Below are 17,388 nucleotides of genomic sequence, written 5' to 3'. Positions count from 1 at the left end.
GACGACTTGGCCACCCGATAAAATCCAAGCTTTCCGTAAAAGATCGGATACCGGCCGGTGTCCGGCCGGATCGCGCGCAGCCCGCCGACATCGGTTGAGCGTGGTGCGCGGACCACACTGCCCTCGCATGTGGCTGCTCGATTCCCGCTCCCCCAACCGCACCAACGCCGACCGCACCGACGCGATCCTGCGCGCGGTCGAGCGCGCCTTCGATCTCGAATGCTGGCGCTGGTCGCGCGATCCGGACGCGACCGCCTGGCTGCTCGTTTACGAGGGCGAGCATGACGACCTGACCTGCCGCGTTACGCTGGCGGGCGGGGAGCTGACCTTGTGCGCGTCGGCGCATGTGCGCCTCGCCCCGCCGACGCCCTTGCTCACCGCGCTGCAGCGCCATGAAGCCGGAATCGGCTTCGTCTGGGACGCACGCCTGCGCGCGCTGACGACGCATCTCAGCCTGCCGGCCTCGACCGAACCAAGCCGGCTGCTTGCCGAACTCCATCGCTGCGCCCGCGCGCTCGATGTCGCTTTGCCGGCGGCACGCGATGCCGCCAGCCGTCCGCCGCTTCGTCTTGCTGCTGCCTTTCTCCGGAGCTGACCAATGATCCGTACCGCCAATCCCGTGCGCACCGCCGAAAGCGACATGCGCCCGCATGCGAGCCAAGTGCCCGCAGCGGCACGCGGTGGTCTGCTCCGCGCCACCGAAAGCGTGGTGGCCGAGCGAATCGAACGCGTCGGCCTGGATAGCGAGCCGCGCAGCGGCTGGAGCTCGGCTTCGTCCTTCGAAACCGACAATTCGCTGCTGATCGCCAATGCGCTGACTGGCCTGACGCGCGGCGCACCCTTGCCGCAAATCGCGCGCGCGTTTCGCGGTGCCATTCTGAACGGGTTGGTTGCGCCCGGCGCGAAGATGCCGGCCGAAGCGACCTTGGCCGACATTCTCGGCATCGCGCCGCGTCGCGCCGCGGCGGCCTATGCGAAATTGTGCGACGAAGGTCTGTTGGTGCGCGACGGTCGTTCCTGGCGCGTGCCGTTGGCACTGGCCGCCAACGAAGCCGCGCGTGAAAGCAGCGGCGACGGAATCGGCCGCGGTGAATTCGCCCGCCGCGTCGTCGCCGCGCTCGAACATTCGACGCCGCCCAGCTCGCTCGGCCTGCCGCTGACGCCGGACGACGGTCCGCTCGATCTGTTTCCGCTGGCGACCTGGATGCGCCTGCACGATCGTATCGCCAAATTGACCGGACAGTCGGTGTTGCGCGCCGCGGATTATGCGGGCTTTCGGCCGCTGCGCGAAGTGATCGCCGATTACGCCCGCCGCACCTTCGGCATCGACGCCACCGCCGATCGCACCATCATCGTGCGCGGGCCGCATCGCGCCTTGTCGCTGGTTGCGTCGGCGCTGCTCGAAATCGGCAACGAGGCGTGGATTGAAACGCCGGGCGAACCGAGTCACCTGGCGGCGCTGGCTGCAGCGCAGGCGCGCGCAGTCGGCGTTCCGGGCGACGACAAGGGCATTGTCGTCGCCGACGGCGAAGCGCGTGCGCCGGCCGCGAAGCTTGCGATCGTGCGCCCGCTCGATGGCGCACGCGGTTCGGTTATGTCGCCGGAACGCTGGAATGCGTTGACGACCTGGTCGGAACAGATGCGGTCGTGGATCATCGCCGATCACACGCGAAGCGAAATTCGCGTTGCACGCGACGCCGGCGATCCCGCCTATAACGGCAATCGCGTCGTGCAGGTCGGCGGTTTCGACGGGTTGATGTTCCCGTCGCTTGGTTGCGCCTGGATCATTGCGCCCGACAGTCTGGTCGATCCGCTGCTGGCGATGTTGCGCCTGTGGGACGAGCCGGTGCCGATGCCGACGCAGGCGACGCTCGCCGAATATATGGGTTCGCCGATGCACGGGCTGCATCTCGATCGTGCGCTGGCCGAACGTTCGGCGCGACTCGCCGCGTTCCAGACCGGGTTCGATCTCGGTGGTGGACGTCCGGAACAATTGTTGGTGCCGCACAGCCAAGGTTTGCGCGTGATGATTCCAGGGATCGCGCAAGATCGCGCTGTTGCTGATGCGTGTCGCGCTGCTGGCGTCGGCGTGCAAGCAATTTCCACACGCGCTGCAATCGGGCACGAAACCGGTCTCGTTGCAGGTTTTGCGGGCACGCCCGCAAAACGCACCGAAGCAGCCGCAATCAAGCTGGCGCGCACGCTGCGCCAAGCCGACTAACCAACACCGATCGAGTCACGCGGCGCGTACAATCGCGCGCGTGCACTCGGTGCAATCGCTCGGAGCATTTGCGCTACGTACGCTGTCGATTGCGACAGCGTGCGTTTGCGCATGCGATTCTTGACTGGCGGCTCTCGGAAGTTTTTCCGGCGCGCGAGTCAGAACCGTTGCAAAGAAACCACGGGTTCGAGTCGCCAACTTCGCCGAATTCACGGGATCTGTTGCGGCTAAGGAACGCTGCGAACCGACCGCGCGCCGCGCACGCCATGCGCAATTGTCTAGTGTCGGACGCTCAATCCTAGTGATCGGCATCGGGGCCCTCATCACGACGGCGTCCGGGTCAATTGCTGCGTTTCAGGCGCAGTTATCTCTGGGAGAACAAACTTGCGAACGAATAAGGGATACCGGATGTCACTCCGGGCCTTGCTCGCGATCGGCATATCGCCGCTCGCGCTGGCGCCCTTCGCTGCGCAGGCGCAACAAGCGCCGGGGCAGGAAGAAATCATCGTCACGGGTTCGCGCATCGCGCGCCCGAACCTGACGCAGCCGAATCCGGTGCAGGTGGTCAATGCCGAAACCATCCAGTCGCTCGGCATCACCAGCACGATCGACATCGTCAACCAGCTGCCGCAGACGCAGAACAACCTGACGCTGTCGACGTCGAACCGGTTCGTGAACGGCGCCGGTGTGTCCTTCGCCAACCTGCGCGGCCTGGGTGAATACCGCACCCTGACCCTGGTTGACGGTAAGCGTCACGTTGGCTCGCTGTCGGGCCGCAACGGCTCGGGCGGTACCTCGCTGGTCGACTTGAACCAGATTCCGCCGACCCTGATCGACCGCGTTGAAGTCGTCACCGGCGGCGCCTCGGCCGTTTACGGTGCTGACGCCATCGCCGGCGTCATCAACGTGATCTTGAAGAAGAACTACGAAGGTGCCGAAATCACCTCGCAGGTGAAGACGTCGGAACACGGCGGCTATCACGAGTTCAACACCAACGGCATCTTCGGCATCAATGTCGGCGGCGGCCGTGGCAACATCACGTTCGGCTTCGACTACAACAACGACAAGGGTCTGTTCGGCCGCGATCGTGACTTCGCAACGCAGAACATCACCCTGACGCCGAACCCGCTCAACGGCAATTCGAACGACGGCATCTTCGACCGCGTGTCGTTGCGTCCGACCGTGTCGTCGGTTGTCGCCGCCAGCGGCGCGCCGGTGATCAAGACCGCGCTTTCGGGCCCGGGTTCGCAGTTGACGGTGACGTTCAAGCCGGATGGCTCGGGCATCATCCCGTTCAACCGTGGTTTCCTGCTGAACCGGCCGACGCCGGGCAGCACGACGTCGTTTGGTGACGCGACCGCGATCGGCGGTGACGGTGCAGAAACGTCGCAGTATCTCACGCTGCGTACGCCGAACCTGCGTACGGTTGCCAACACGCTGATCAACTATCAGTTGGCCGAAAATCTCGGCTTCGTGAAGACGGTCAATTTCTTCGCCGACGTGAAGTATTCGAACTCACGTGGCTCGTCGGAATCGACGCCGTTCACCAACGGCACCGGTGCTTCGCCGACCGGTAACGGTACGGACGGCATTTCAGGTACGGGCTCGCTGCGCGCGCGCGCCGACAACCCGTTCCTTCCGGCTGACGCTCGTGCGGCACTCGCTGCTGCCGGCATCACCGGCGCCGGCACGTTCGACTTCACGCGTCTGAACAACGATTGGTCGGGCCAGCGCGAATTCAAATACGAATACGCGGTGTTCCGTTCGGTCACCGGCTTGAACGGTGAACTGGCCAACGGCTGGAAGTACGAAGGCTATTACAACTATGGTCGCAACGAGACGACGCTGACCAACAAGGACCGCGTCACTGCGCGTCTGAATCAGCAGATCGATGCGGCGGTCGATCCGGCCACCGGCAACATCGTCTGCCGTGACCCGGCGGCGCAGGCTGCAGGCTGCGTACCGATCAACCCGTTCAAGGTTGGTCCGCTCTCGGCGGCGCAGTTCAACTACGCCAACGTCCTGACCAAGGAAATCTCGGTGCTCGTTCAAGAGAGCGCCGGTGCCAACTTGACCGGTGACATCTTCAAGTACCGTACGCCGTTCTCGGGCACGGTTGCGCCGCTCAGCTTCGCTGCCGGTGTCGAATGGCGCCGTGAAGCGTCGCGCGACAACAGTGACTTCCTGCAGCAGCAGGGCACTGGCTTCATCTTCGGCAACAGCCTGACCGGTCCGGTCGGCTCGTACACGTCGCGCGAAGCCTATTTGGAATTGGGCGTGCCGGTCCTGCGTGACCTGCCGTTCGCGAAGGCGGTCGACCTCGACCTCGCCTATCGCTATTCCAAATACTCGATCACAGGTTCGGCCAACACTTGGAACGCGCGCGTGGCGTGGGCCGTCAATGACGACGTGAAGATCCGTGGCGGCGTTGCCCGCGCGGTTCGTTCGCCGAACATCGACGACCTGTTCTCACCGCCGGCCGACAACTTCCTCGCGGTGGTTGACGTCTGCTCGGTCGAAAACATCGGCGGTGCACCGAACCGTGCGGCGAACTGCCGTGCCAACGGTATTCCGGTGGGCTTCGACTCGCGTGGTTCACAGGCTCCGTCGGTTCGCACCGGTGGTAACCTCAACCTGAAGCCGGAAATCGGTTCGACCTTTACCGCTGGCGTCGTTCTGACCCCGACCTTCGTGCCGGGCCTGAACATCACTGCCGACTACTGGTGGGTCCGTATCACGAAGGGCCAGTCGGCTCTGACGGCGGCTTCGATCATCTCGAACTGCTATGACCAGGGTGTTGCGGCTTCGTGCGCGCTGCTTGAGCGTCGTCCGGGCGCAAACCCGCTGCTCTTCCGCGTCAACGGCACGGTGCAGAACATCGGTAAGGAACTGACCCGCGGCGTTGACCTCGGCATTTCCTACTCGTTCGGCCTCGACCGCGTTGGCTTGAAGAACTACGGCGACATGACCGTTGGTTTCGACGGTTCGTGGAATCCGGAAAACGTCATCATCCAGAACCCGGTCGATCTGTCGTCGAAGCTGTATCGCGGCGGCACCGTCGGCTATCCGCATCTCAAGGGCGCGTTCCGCGCTGTTTGGGATTGGGATGCGCTGTCGGTTACGTGGCAGAGCCGCTTTGTCGGCGAGTCGGAAATGTTCCCGAATGCGCCGAACGAAGTGGCGGATTTCGATCGCATTCCGACCTTCTGGTACCACGACGTGTCGGCCAAATATCGTTGGCGTAACCTGACGTTCTTTGGCGGCATCAATAACCTCGCCGACAAGAAGCCTCCCCAGTTCGCGTTCCTGTTCCAAGGTTCGTATCAGGGTGGTGCGTTCTCGACGTTCCCGGTCACGACCGGCGGCGGTGGTTCGTACGATGCAATCGGCCGTGCGTTCTTCGCCGGCGCGACGATCAAATTCTAATGAGCTAGACGCCGCTCGATCCTACGAAGGATCGAACGGAACAACTCTGGGGCTGGCCGCAAGGCCAGCCCCTTTTTTTGTCGCGACGCGCATATGCGCAAACAGTCACAGCAAAAACCGCAGGTCGGTTTCGTTACGCGGAAACCACGGTTTCATCGCGCCGGTTGACGCGAATTTCCGCGATCTGTTGCTGCAATCGCACGCTTCTCTGCTGGTGACGTGCGTGAAGTGCATCCGGTGATTGTCACCTAGCTGCAGCTCTCTCCTAGTTCGGTCATCTCGAAGTCGACCACGACGTCGAGACACAACATTTGCGCGCAGGCGCAGGCTTTTTGGGGAGATCAAATTGAGCACCAAAAGGGGACATCTACGATCGCGGCAGACGTGGCTTGCACTCGGCATTTCGCCGTTGGTGCTGGCGCCGATTGCCGCGCATGCGCAGCAGCAACAAGCGACTGAAGAGATTGTCGTCACCGGTTCGCGCATCGCGCGCCCCAACCTGACGCAACCCAATCCGGTCTCGGTGGTTAGCGGCGAGCAGATCCGCATCACCGGCGCCACGTCGGTCATCGAAGTCGCGAACGAGCTGCCGCAAACGCAGAACAACTCGACACCGGAAAACAACGCCCGCTACGTGAACGGTGCCGGCCTGCAGCACATCAATTTGCGCGGGCTGGGAACGTACCGCACGCTGACCTTGGTCGACGGACGCCGTCACATCGGCAGCCTGTCGGGCGTGAACAATTCGGGCGGCACCGGCAATGTCGACGTTTCGACCATTCCGCCGCTGCTGATCGACCGGATCGACATCGTGACCGGCGGCTCGTCGGCCGTGTACGGCGCCGACGCCGTCGCCGGCGTGGTCAATTTCATCATGAAGAAGAATTACGAAGGCGCTGAATTCGACGCCCAGATCGGTGGCGCGCAGCATGGCGGCCACTACACGCAAAATCTCGACGGCATCGTCGGCGTCAATTTCGGCGGCGATCGCGGCAACGTGACGATGGCGTTCGACTATGCGCGCCAGACCGGCATCTATGCCGACCAACGCGACTACGCGACGTGCGCGCAGAATTGGACGACCGGTACGACAACCGACTTCAAGCAGATCGGCTGCACCGTCAGTTCGCGCGTTGCCGCCAGCGGTGCGCCGACCGTCGCAACGCCGATCGGCCGCAATCCCGGCTATACATTCGCACTGAAACCGGACGGGTCGGGTCTGATTCCGTTCAATCGCGGCACGTTGGTTCCGGGCAATACCGGTCTCTCGATCGGCGGCGACGGGCAAAACACCACCGCCAACACGTTGCCACTGCAGACGCCGAACATCCGCTATGTCGCCGACATGGTCGGGCGCTATCGCGTCGCCGAGGATCTTGGACCGCTGAAGACGGTGAACGTGTTCGCCGACGTCAAATACGCCAACTCACACGGCGCGTTCGACAACGGCACCCACGTCAACGGCACGATCGGACCGACGGCGCGTTCGGCGCTCAACGTTCCGATCACCAGCCCGTTCATCCCCGGCGACCTGCGCGCATTGCTGACCACGAACGGTCTCAACGCAGTGCAGTTGACCCGGTCGAACGACGATTGGTCGAAGCGCGGCTCGAACTACAATTACGACGTGCTGCGGACCGTCGTCGGCATCGACGGTCTGTTCTCGAACGGCTGGAAGTACGACGTGTCGTACAATTATGGCCGCAACAAAGTGACGTTCCTCAACACCGACCGCATCACCGCCAACATCAACGATCAGCTCGATGCGGTGATCAGCCCGACTACCGGCGCCGTCGTCTGCCGCAGCACCTTGACGGTTCCGACCAATGGCTGCGTGCCGATCAATCCGTTCAAAGTCGGCGGGCTGACGTCGCAGCAGTTCAACTACTCGTACATTCTGACCCATGAAGACGACTTGCTGCAGGAGCACGATGCGCAAGCCAACGTGACCGGCGACTTGTTCAAATTCGCAACGCCGTTCAGCGGCACGGTCGCGCCGTTGAGCTTCGCGGCGGGCGTCGAATGGCGCATGGAAAAGACCAACTCGCAGCCGGACCCGCTGCAGATTCGTCCGGCCGATACGTTGTTTGGCAACAATACCGGCACGCGTGGCACGGTCGGCTCGTACACGACGCGTGAATTCTATGTTGAAACTGCGGTGCCGGTGTTGCGCGACTTGCCGTTTGCCAAGGCGGTCGACATCGACGGCGCGATCCGGGCGCAGGATTATTCCTCGACCGGACGCGATTACACCTGGAACTTGATGGCGACCTGGGCTGTCAATGACGACATCAAGTTCCGCGGCGGCTTTGCCAAGTCGGTTCGTGCACCGAACGGCGACGAACTATTCTCGTCGGGCGGTCAGTCCTTCATCTCGATCACCGACCCATGTTCGGTGCAGTTCATCAACCAAAGCGCAACGCGGTTGCGCAATTGCCGTGCGGCGGGCGTGCCGGTCGGATTCGATGCGACGACGGTCGCACCGGCGGCGTCGAACATCACCGGCAACCCTGGGCTGGATTCGGAAACGGGTCGCAGCGTCACGGTCGGCGCGGTGTTTACGCCGAGTTTCCTGCCGCGCTTCACCGCGACGGTCGATTACTACCAAGTTCGTGTGAAGCACGCGGTCGTCATTCCTGACGCCACGTCGATCGCGAATGGTTGCTACGATGTGGGCACCAACTGCTCGTTCGTCTCGCGCCGTCCCGACGGTTCGCTGGATTCGATCCAGACGCCGTACGTCAATGCGGGCTTTGAAAAGCTCCAGGGGATGGATTTCGACCTGAACTATATCGTCGAACTCGGTGCGCTCGGCCTCAAGAACGGCAGCACGCTGTCCTTGAACACGAACTGGAACTGGACGCCGCGGCACACGCTGATGCCGTTCATCGAAGACCCGACCCAGACGCAATATCTCGCGGGCACGCTTGGCTATCCGCGGGTGCAGGGTCTGGTGCGGGCGATCTACGACATCGATGATTTCAGCTTCGCCTGGACCTCGCGGTATCGCGGTGCCACCAGCCTGTACAACACGCTGCCTGGCCAACCGACTTACGATCCCAACACGGTTCCGTCGCAGTGGTTTCACGACGTCTACGCCGCCTATACGTGGCGGAAGGTGCAGATCTTCGGCGGTATCACCAACATTGCCGATGAAAAGCCACCGCAGATCCCGGGCGTGTTCAACGGCGGCAACTTCCCCGCCGGTCTGGGCAACCCGGTCAACACGACGCAACAGAATGCTTCGTTCAGCGTCACGGGCCGGGCCTTCTTCGGCGGGGTGCGCGTGAAGTTCTAAGTCACGCAGCATCGCTACAGCACGAGGGGCTGGCCGCAAGGCCAGCCCCTTATTTTTGGCCGAAGTGGATCTCCTTGCGGCGCGCGATCCGGTGTTGGCTGGAACCAACAAGGAGATCGCACCGGCGGTCTGGACGCGGCTGCTCGACGACGACGCGATCTATACGGACGAGAACGGCAAGCGCTTTTCCAAGAACGAGATGGTCGCAACCATCAAACCGTTACCGACCGGCGTCACCGGCAATCTCGGGCCGGTTGATCTGCGCGTGCGCCGCCATGGCGACAGCGCGGTCGTCACCTACGACATCGACGAGCACGAGGATTATCACGGTGCGCGGTTGCACGCGTTGTACCGCGTCACCGACAGTTGGGTTCGGCGCAAGCAGGGATGGCGGTTGGTGGCGGGGCAGGTGCTGGCGGTGCCGCACGATCCGCCCGCAGTGACGTTGCCCGCAACCCAGCTCGACGACTATGTCGGCAGCTACGCGCTCGGTGGGACGGAACGCTACGTGATCACGCGCGACGGCGACGGGATTGCAGGCAGCCGCAACGGTGGTGCGGCCAAGAAGATCGCGTGCGAGCTGCGCGACGTGTTCTTTACGCCGGGCAGCCCGCGCAGCCGCAAGATCTTTCAGCGCGACGCGAACGGCCGCGTCACCGGCTTTGTCGACCGGCGCGAAGGCGAGGACGTCGTCTGGGTACGACGCGGCTAAGGCGGCGTTACGGCACGAACATGCGGGCGCGGCCGCGTTCGGTCAGGGCGACGCGACCGGTCGGTTCGACCTGCACCAGCCGTTCGGCCAGCGCGTCTTCCCAGACGGTGAGGCGCGGGCACGAGCTGCGCCACGCCGACAAGACATCGTCGCGGCTGCGTTGGCCTGCGTGAATCCAGGCGAGAAAATCCAATGTCAGCGAGTCGATTGGATTGGCGAGCGTCACGTCGTCCTCCGTTGATCGACGCGCAGTCTAGCCAACCCCGCGCTACGCTGCCATGGCGCCGCGACGTGCACGCCGCCATGCGTTCGGCGTATCGCCCACGACCTGTCGAAACAGCCGAGAAAAATGCGCCTGGTCGGCCATGCCGCAGGCGGCTGCGATCTGGCTGAGTGGTTCGTTGGTGGTCAGCATCAGGCCCTGCGCGACTTCGACCCGGCGCCGCATCACATAGGCATGCGCGGGTTGGCCAAGGCTGATCTTGAAGGCGCGCGAAAAATGGCTGCTGCACACGCCGGCCAAGGCGGCCAGGTCGGACAGGCGGATTGCGCTGCCGAGATGTTCTTCGATATGCGCAACCACGCGACGCAATTGCCATGGCGCAAGGCCGCCGCGTGCGATGTCGATCCGGCGCCGGCGCAACTGAATCGCGACAGGCGCGGATTCATAGTCGTCGTGCAGCAAGGCCATGGCGCGTGCGATGCGCGCCTTGGCGCTTTCGCCATCGCCTTCGAGTGCACTGTTCGCTGCTTCGTAAAGCTGTGCCGCGACGGCACCGCGCTTGTCGGACGAGACGTTCAGCATCGCTTGCTCCTCTTGGCTGCGTGGATCGTTCTGCGAAAGTGCGGTGCTTTGTTGTTGCGCGGTACGCCACAAAGCGTGGCGATCAGGTCCCCCAATCGGGTAGGTCACTTACGGACGCCGTTGCGGCAAAATCAGAACCCGCCGCCCAAACAGATGCGCGTCGAGCGAGTAGGCACCCGGGCCGAGCAGGGCCAACGCGACGTCGCGCAACGGCAACAGGAACGCAGCAAGCGGCGCATTGTCCGCCGCCAGCACCAGGGGCACGACCTCGATCGCGGCAGTCGCCAGGGCCGCAAGCGGCGTGACGAAGCCAAGCAGCAGCACCAGCGAAACGCAAACCAGCACGGCGATCATCCAGGGCGGACGGCCAACCGCCAGGTGACCATGCAGGTCGAGATGCACCGAGACGGCAGCGCTCGTCCGCAACAGGATCAGCGCGTAGCCAGGCGCCGCTGCGGGAAACATCGGGAAAAGACGCTGCATGCCGCGAAGGTACGGCGGGCTTGGCCTCAGGCTGCACCCAACAACCGGAGAGAGCCGGCTCCCCCATTCGGGTAGTTTGGGTCATGCCGCGTCTCACGTAAAAAGGCGGCGAAGGCGAGGGGCGTCGATTGCAAACAAGGCTGAGCGAGATTCTGGTTCCGGTCGCACGCTTGTTGCGCGTGTTGCCGTTGCTTGTTCTGGGCGCGGCGCCGGCGCAGGGGCTGGATCCGACGCGCGACATCACGCAATTCCGGCGCACGACCTACCGGATCGAAGACGGCGCGCCGGCGCGCATCACCGACATCGCGCAGGCGCAGGACGGCGTTCTGTGGTTCGGCACGCATAACGGCCTGTTCCATTTCGACGGCGTGCGCTTCACGCGCTATCTCGGCGGGCCCGGCAACGAAATTGCCAGCGACGACATCGCCAGCCTGTACGCGCCGCCCGAGGGCGGGCTGTGGATCGGCTTTTATTACGGCGGCATCGCATTTCTGAAAGACGGACGCCTGCGTTCCTACGGTGCCGCCGAAGGCTTGCCCGGCGGTTCGGTCAACGCGATCACGCGCGATCTCGACGGCACGATGTGGATCGGCACCAACACCGGCACAGCGCGGCTGGTCGGTGCGCACTGGGAGCTGACGCAAGGACCAGCCTGGAACAAGACCAGCCGCGAAAACGTGCTGAGCCTGCTGGTCGATCGCGACGGCACCTTGTGGGAATTCACCGGCTCGCGACGTCTGGGATTCCTGCCGCGCGGTTCGCACAAATTCGAAATCTATTTGCGCGGCGATCCCGACGCTTATGTCGACTATCGTATGCCGCTTGCGATGGCGCCCGACGGGCGTTTGTGGCTGGCCGATCCGCAACACGGAATTCGACCGGTCGATCGCGCCGCCGAAGCAACCGGCAACGGCACGCCGTCGCTGAGCGTACCGGTGCGTCGCCAGATGCTGTTCGATCGCGACGGAAACCTATGGTCGGCGGGCACCGACCTCACGCGCGTGCTGGCGCCGTTGCCGAAACCGCCGGCGCGTCACGTATTGTTCGAACAGCTTGAACTGGACCAGGGCCTGACCTTCGCGCTGTTCGAAGATCGCGAAGGAAATATCTGGACCGGATCCAGCGCCGGTCTTACGCGGCTCAGCCCGCGTCCGCTGTTTCGCGCGCTCGAAAACTATCGCTATTTCGCGCTGGTGACCGACAAGGACGGCAGCCTGTGGGCGGCTGCGATGGGCGCGGCGCAACGCCAGCCGCTGTTCCATGTTGTCGGCGGCGACATCGTGCAGCGCGCCGAAACGTCGGGCTCGATCGTCGCGACCTATCGCGATGCCGACGGCACGATCTGGTTCGCCTACAAGCGCGTGCTGGCACAGATGACCGATCGTGGGTTGGTCGAGACCGATCTGCCCGACGACGTCACGGGTGCGGGTACGATGGCGATGGCGCGTGCACGCGACGGCGCGATGTGGGTGTCGATGCTGCGCAACGGAGTCTTCCGTCTCGACGGCAAGACCGGCGTGCAGAATGGCGGCATCGCAACCTTGCCGCTCGACACCACCGCCTATGTGATGGCGAACGATGCGCAGGGACGCCTGCTGCTTGGCTATACCGACGACCGGTTTGCTGTCGTCGACGGAACGACGGCCAAGCTGTTCACCGCCGCCGACGGATTGCATGTCGGGAATGTCGGCGCCTTTGCTGTGCGCGGCGATCGCGTCTGGATCGGCGGCGAACACGGGCTGGCGCTGTTCGATGGCAGCAAGATCGTCGCCTTGCAAAGCGAAACGCCCGGCTTGTTCCGGCAGATCACCGGCATTGTCGAGCGGGCCGGCGGCGATCTGTGGATCGGCGGGGGCGCCGGCATCGTGCGGATCGCACGCAGCGAGATCGACATGGCGCTGCGCGACCCACGCTACCGGTTGAAGGCGACCTTGTTCGATCATCGCGACGGTCTGCCCGGCACGATTCAACAGCGCCGTCCGATGCCGAGCGTCGCCGAAACCGCCGACGGAAAGATCTGGTTCGCCGCATCGAACGGGCTGGCCTGGATCGAACCGGCGCGGATCGAGCGCAACGAGTTGCCGCCCCCGGTGCTGATCTGGTCGGTCACCGACGCGAACGGCACGGCGCTGACGCCGGCGCCGAGCTTGGATTTGCCCGCAGGCACGTCGCAGATCCGCATCGCCTACACGGCGAATAGTTTCACCGTGCCCGAACGCGTGCGCTTCCGCACCAAACTCGAAGGCGTCGACACGGCTTGGCAGGATGCGGGCGACCGGCGCGAAGCGACCTACACCAATCTCGGCCCCGGCACGTACCGGTTCCGCGTCATTGCCGCCAACAATGACGGCGTCTGGAATGAAACCGGCGCGTCGCTGGCGCTGACCATCGCGCCGTTCCCCTACCAGACCGATTGGTTCCGCGGCCTGTGCGCCGCGTTGCTGCTCGTCGTGCTGGTGCTTCTCTACCGGCTTCGCATCTGGCGTCTGCGCGTCGCGGTGCATGCGCGCCTCGAAGAACGTATCGTCGAGCGCGAACGGATTGCGCGCGATCTGCACGACACGTTGTTGCAGGGGCTGCAGGGATTGATCCTGCGATTCCAGGCCGCGACGGCAAAGATCCCGCCGCACGAACCGGCGCGCGCGATGATGGACAGTGCGCTGAGCCGCGCCGACGACGTGCTGATCGAAAGCCGCGACAAGGTGAAAGATCTGCGCGCCTCGACCCAGGGCCTGACCGATCTGCCGGCCGAGTTTGCCGAAGTCGGTGCGACGCTGGCGCAAGATCACGCGGCCGAATTCCGCATCACGGTCGAAGGCACGCCATGCGAGCTGCATCCGATCGTGCAGGACGAAATCAGCCTGATCGGTCGCGAAGCTTTGTCCAACGCCTTCCGCCATGCGCGTGCGCGCACCATCGAAGTCGATCTGATCTTCGATCGCAGCGAGCTGCGGCTGCGCGTGCGCGACGACGGCTGCGGCATCAGCGAAGCGATGTTGAAGACCGGCAAGCCGGGCCATTGGGGGCTTGCGGGCATGCGCGAACGTGCGCGGCAGATCCGCGGCCAGTTCCAGATCTGGAGCAATGACGGCGCCGGCACAGAGATCGAGCTGCGCGTGCCTGCTTCCATGGTCTATCGCGACGCGCCGCGTCGGTTTGGCTGGCGTTTCCGGAGCGCAACTGCATGACCGAGCAACGCCCCATTCGCGTTCTGACCGTCGACGATCACCCGCTGCTGCGCGAAGGCATCGCAGCGGTGATCGAAGGCCAGTCCGACATGAAGCTGGTCGGCGAAGCGACCAACGGCGTCGAGGCGATCGACCAGTTCCGCCAGCATCGTCCCGACGTGACGTTGATGGATCTGCGCATGCCCGACATGAACGGCATCGAAGCGATCACCGCGATCCGCAAGGAATATCCGGCGGCGCGCATCATCGTTCTGACGACCTATGCCGGCGACGTGCAGGCGTTGGGCGCGCTCAAAGCCGGCGCGTCGGCCTATCTGCTGAAAAGCATGTTGCGCAAAGAGTTGCTGGACACGATCCGCACCGTCCATGCAGGCCGCCGCCACATCCCGGCCGAGATCGCAAGCGAGATCGCCGAACACGCGACCGACGACGCGCTGACCGCGCGCGAAATCGAAGTGCTACGCCGCGTCGGCGCCGGCAATTCGAACAAACAGATCGCGGCGCTGCTGTCGATTTCCGAAGGCACGGTCAAAGCCCACATGAAAAGCATCCTGCCCAAGCTTGATGCGCGCGACCGCACCCATGCGGTGATGATTGCGGTGAAGCGCGGGATTCTGGACGTCTAAGCCCATCTTTCGCACGCCGATCCTTCATTTGAAGGATGAGGCGATCCGTCCCCATGCGGCAGGATCCAACGAAAACTATCAGCAATATTTTCAACAGCATTCGACCGGTCCTGACGTGCAGCTTCATTCGCTGTGCGCCGGCGCGTTCAACTATTACCACATGTATGTGAACGCGATCCGCCAAGGCTATTCAGAAGCGGATTGCAACAAGACCTACAAAGCCTTCAGCGACGCGGCGCTGGTTGCAAGCGACTTTTACCGGACTGCACGCTGAGTCAGGTGCCGTTACACCAGCCACGCGATGCTGACGTCATCGCGTGGCGGCATGTCGCGGCGTGGAGCTGCAACCTCGATGCGGGCTGCAGCGATATGGGGATGCGTGCGCTGAACGTCAGGAGCATTCCCGTGAACCGATTTTTTCGTGCCGTCGTATTTGCGCTGCTGATCAATTTTGTGGCTGGCGCGGCCTTGTACGCCGCCGAAGCCAAAGACGAGCATCACGCGACCAAACAAATCGAACGCGTGCCGGTGGCGCAGGACCTGCTGTAGCATCTGCCCTCCTTCCGGGAGGGTAGCCATGGGCGACGACGAGGTGCGGGCCGCGATCCAGCGTCACTGGTCCGCGTCCGACGCTGGCGATTTCGATGCCGAGGATGAGCTCTACAGCGACAGCGCGATCCTCGAGTATCCGCAATCGGGTGAGCGAATTCGCGGCCGGAACAACATCCGGTCGTCACGCATGGCGCAGCCGAGCAAGAAACGCTTCACGCTGCGCCGCATTCTAGGCAGCGGGGAAATGTGGGTCAGCGAACTGCTGTTCACCTACGACGCACAACCGGTCCATGTCGTCAGCATCATGGAATTTGCGGGCGGCAAGGTTGCGCGCGAGACCCAGTATTTCGGCGATCCGTTCGCGCCGGGAGCTTCGCGTGCACGATGGGTCGAAATGATGTGAGCTACCGTCTGCTGAAGCGCAACGAGCTGCCGCTCGACACGGTCGCGCTTGCACGCTTTCTGATCGGCAAGATCGTCGTGCGTGAGCTGGGCGACGCGCGGCTCAGCGGGCGGATCGTCGAAACCGAAGCCTATCCGGTCGGCGACGAAGCCGGTCACGCTTATCGCGGCGAGACGCCGCGCAACCGAACGCTCTTTCTGCGACGCGGCCATGCCTACGTCTATCAGGCGTACGGCATCTCCTGGCTGCTGAACGTTTCAAGCGAAGAGGCCGGCGTCGGTGCCGGCACGCTGATCCGCGCGCTGGAGCCGCTCGAAGGCGTGATGTGGATGCAGCAGCATCGCGGCGTTGAAAAACTGTACGATCTGACGCGCGGTCCGGGCCGTCTCGCCGCCGCGCTCGACATCGACCGCGCGCTCGATGGCGTCGATCTTTGCCGCAAGGGACCGTTATGGCTCGCGCAGGACGCGTACGTCGCGCCGAAGATCGGCGTCAGCGCGCGGATCGGCTTGTCGCGTGCAGCCGACCAGAAGCTGCGATTTTATGTGCGCGGCAATCGCTTCGTCAGCGGTCCGAAGAATTTGGGCGCGTAGCGCCTCCCGGTTTTCAGCTCTCCAGAAATTGAAATCCGGAGCGCCCGCGGCGCTACGTCAGCGCGCGAACCACGTTTCCCGTCAGCCACGCTTCGATGTCTTCGACCGCTTGTTCGAAATAGGCGCCGTAGTTGCGCTGCGTGACATAACCGATATGCGGCGTCGCCAGCACGTTGGGAAGTTTGCGCAGCGGATCGTCGGCCGGCAGGGGTTCGGTTTCGAACACGTCCATTGCGGCGCCTGCGATCCAGTTTTCTTGTAGCGCGCGCAACAAAGCGGCGCGCTGCACGATGGCGGCGCGCGACGTGTTGATCAGATAGGCGCTCGGTTTCATCTGGCGCAGTTGGGCATCGCCCAGCAGGCCGCGCGTACGGTCGCCCAGCACGACGTGGATCGACACATAGTCGCTTTGCTGCAGCAGCGATTCGAGATTGGGCGCCAACACCGCATCGGCGGCATGCGCCGTGTCGGCCGTCAGGTTCTGGCTCCAGGCCACCAGCTTCATGTCGAAGGCGCGCGCAACCCGCGCGACGCGGGCGCCGATCTTGCCTAGCCCGATCAAACCCAAGGTGCGTCCAGCAAGGTCGCTGCCGACGCCCGATTGCCACGGGCCGTTCGCGCGCAGTGCGTTCGATTCGGGCACGACGTGGCGCGCGATTCCCAGCAGCAACGCCCAGGTCATTTCCACCGGCGGTTCGCTGAAACTGTCGGTACCGCACACTGCGATGCCGCGCGCTTTGGCCGCTGCGACGTCGATCGCCAGATTGCGCATGCCGCTGGTCACCAGCAGCTTCAGCTTGGGCAGACGCGCGAGCAGCGAGGCGGGGAAGGGCGTGCGCTCGCGCATGATGACCAGGATCTCGCAGTCGCCGATTGCAGCGACGACGTCGTCCTCGGATGCGAACGGCGTGCGGATGGTGCGCAGCTCGACCCGGTCTTCGATGCGCGACCAATCTGCCATCTGCCTTGCCGCATCCTGATAGTCGTCGAGAATCGCGCAGAGCTTTCGCATGCCTTGTTCCTGCCTTTCTTCCGGGTGAGACGCTATCCGGCCTCGCGCCGCTGCGCTACACACCCGACC

The 17,388-nt window shown here is 63.9% G+C and carries 15 protein-coding genes; 11 read left to right on the top strand and 4 right to left on the bottom strand.

Features of this window, described 5'->3' with window-relative positions; genetic code table 11:
* Positions 1 to 127: 127 nt before the first annotated feature.
* The 5 genes from TMPK1_RS09900 to TMPK1_RS09880 all read left to right on the top strand — a co-directional run bounded on the left by TMPK1_RS09900 (position 128) and on the right by TMPK1_RS09880 (position 9,657).
* Entirely contained in the window at positions 128 to 595 is a 468-nt protein-coding gene (locus TMPK1_RS09900; protein ID WP_420242834.1) for a hypothetical protein, read from the top strand.
* Between the two features lie 3 nt (positions 596 to 598).
* On the top strand, positions 599 to 2,221 hold the full coding sequence (locus TMPK1_RS09895; RefSeq protein ID WP_420242832.1) for an aminotransferase class I/II-fold pyridoxal phosphate-dependent enzyme: 1,623 nt from the start codon (positions 599 to 601) through the stop codon (positions 2,219 to 2,221).
* A gap of 408 nt (positions 2,222 to 2,629) precedes the next feature.
* Positions 2,630 to 5,647 (top strand): TonB-dependent receptor domain-containing protein, encoded by a 3,018-nt coding sequence (locus tag TMPK1_RS09890; protein ID WP_420242831.1) that lies wholly within the window; start codon positions 2,630 to 2,632, stop codon positions 5,645 to 5,647.
* A gap of 346 nt (positions 5,648 to 5,993) precedes the next feature.
* On the top strand, positions 5,994 to 8,945 hold the full coding sequence (locus TMPK1_RS09885; protein WP_420242830.1) for a TonB-dependent receptor plug domain-containing protein: 2,952 nt from the start codon (positions 5,994 to 5,996) through the stop codon (positions 8,943 to 8,945).
* Between the two features lie 64 nt (positions 8,946 to 9,009).
* Entirely contained in the window at positions 9,010 to 9,657 is a 648-nt protein-coding gene (locus TMPK1_RS09880; protein WP_420242827.1) for a nuclear transport factor 2 family protein, read from the top strand.
* Positions 9,658 to 9,664: 7 nt separating this feature from the next.
* On the opposite strand, the gene TMPK1_RS09875 is transcribed toward TMPK1_RS09880, so the two are convergent.
* The 3 genes from TMPK1_RS09875 to TMPK1_RS09865 form a co-directional block, all read right to left on the bottom strand.
* Positions 9,665 to 9,883, bottom strand: coding sequence for a hypothetical protein (locus TMPK1_RS09875; RefSeq protein ID WP_420242826.1), 219 nt, complete (start codon positions 9,881 to 9,883; stop codon positions 9,665 to 9,667).
* Positions 9,884 to 9,925: 42 nt separating this feature from the next.
* A complete protein-coding gene (locus TMPK1_RS09870) occupies positions 9,926 to 10,462 on the bottom strand; it encodes a helix-turn-helix domain-containing protein (RefSeq protein WP_420242825.1) in 537 nt (178 codons plus the stop codon).
* A 108-nt stretch (positions 10,463 to 10,570) separates the two neighbouring features.
* Entirely contained in the window at positions 10,571 to 10,945 is a 375-nt protein-coding gene (locus TMPK1_RS09865) for a hypothetical protein (protein ID WP_420242824.1), read from the bottom strand.
* Positions 10,946 to 11,073: 128 nt separating this feature from the next.
* On the opposite strand from TMPK1_RS09865, the gene TMPK1_RS09860 reads away from it, so the two are divergent.
* The 6 genes from TMPK1_RS09860 (at position 11,074) to TMPK1_RS09835 (ending at position 16,307) form a co-directional block, all read left to right on the top strand.
* Entirely contained in the window at positions 11,074 to 14,133 is a 3,060-nt protein-coding gene (locus tag TMPK1_RS09860) for a sensor histidine kinase (RefSeq protein ID WP_420242823.1), read from the top strand.
* Positions 14,130 to 14,759: a response regulator gene (locus tag TMPK1_RS09855; RefSeq protein ID WP_420242822.1), complete on the top strand. Its 630-nt coding sequence runs from the start codon at positions 14,130 to 14,132 to the stop codon at positions 14,757 to 14,759. Before TMPK1_RS09860 ends, TMPK1_RS09855 begins: the two co-directional genes overlap by 4 nt.
* 115 nt (positions 14,760 to 14,874) lie before the next feature.
* A complete protein-coding gene (locus TMPK1_RS09850; RefSeq protein ID WP_420242821.1) occupies positions 14,875 to 15,033 on the top strand; it encodes a hypothetical protein in 159 nt (52 codons plus the stop codon).
* Positions 15,034 to 15,164: 131 nt separating this feature from the next.
* Positions 15,165 to 15,308, top strand: coding sequence for a hypothetical protein (locus TMPK1_RS09845; protein WP_420242820.1), 144 nt, complete (start codon positions 15,165 to 15,167; stop codon positions 15,306 to 15,308).
* Positions 15,309 to 15,336: 28 nt separating this feature from the next.
* Positions 15,337 to 15,714 carry a nuclear transport factor 2 family protein gene (locus TMPK1_RS09840; RefSeq protein ID WP_420242819.1) on the top strand — a complete coding sequence of 126 codons (378 nt, stop codon included), beginning with the start codon at positions 15,337 to 15,339 and terminating at the stop codon, positions 15,712 to 15,714.
* Positions 15,711 to 16,307 (top strand): DNA-3-methyladenine glycosylase, encoded by a 597-nt coding sequence (locus tag TMPK1_RS09835; RefSeq protein ID WP_420242818.1) that lies wholly within the window; start codon positions 15,711 to 15,713, stop codon positions 16,305 to 16,307. Before TMPK1_RS09840 ends, TMPK1_RS09835 begins: the two co-directional genes overlap by 4 nt.
* Positions 16,308 to 16,359: 52 nt before the next feature.
* Here TMPK1_RS09835 and TMPK1_RS09830 read toward each other — a convergent pair whose 3' ends face one another.
* A complete protein-coding gene (locus TMPK1_RS09830) occupies positions 16,360 to 17,319 on the bottom strand; it encodes a D-2-hydroxyacid dehydrogenase family protein (RefSeq protein ID WP_420242816.1) in 960 nt (319 codons plus the stop codon).
* Positions 17,320 to 17,388: the final 69 nt, after the last annotated feature.

Origin of the sequence: Roseiterribacter gracilis, assembly GCA_018332375.1 — a bacterium.
GTDB classification, from domain to species: domain Bacteria; phylum Pseudomonadota; class Alphaproteobacteria; order BOG-932; family Roseiterribacteraceae; genus Roseiterribacter; species Roseiterribacter gracilis.
The sequence above is the reverse complement of the archived record's forward strand: the minus strand, read 5'-3'. Positions and strand labels throughout refer to the sequence as shown.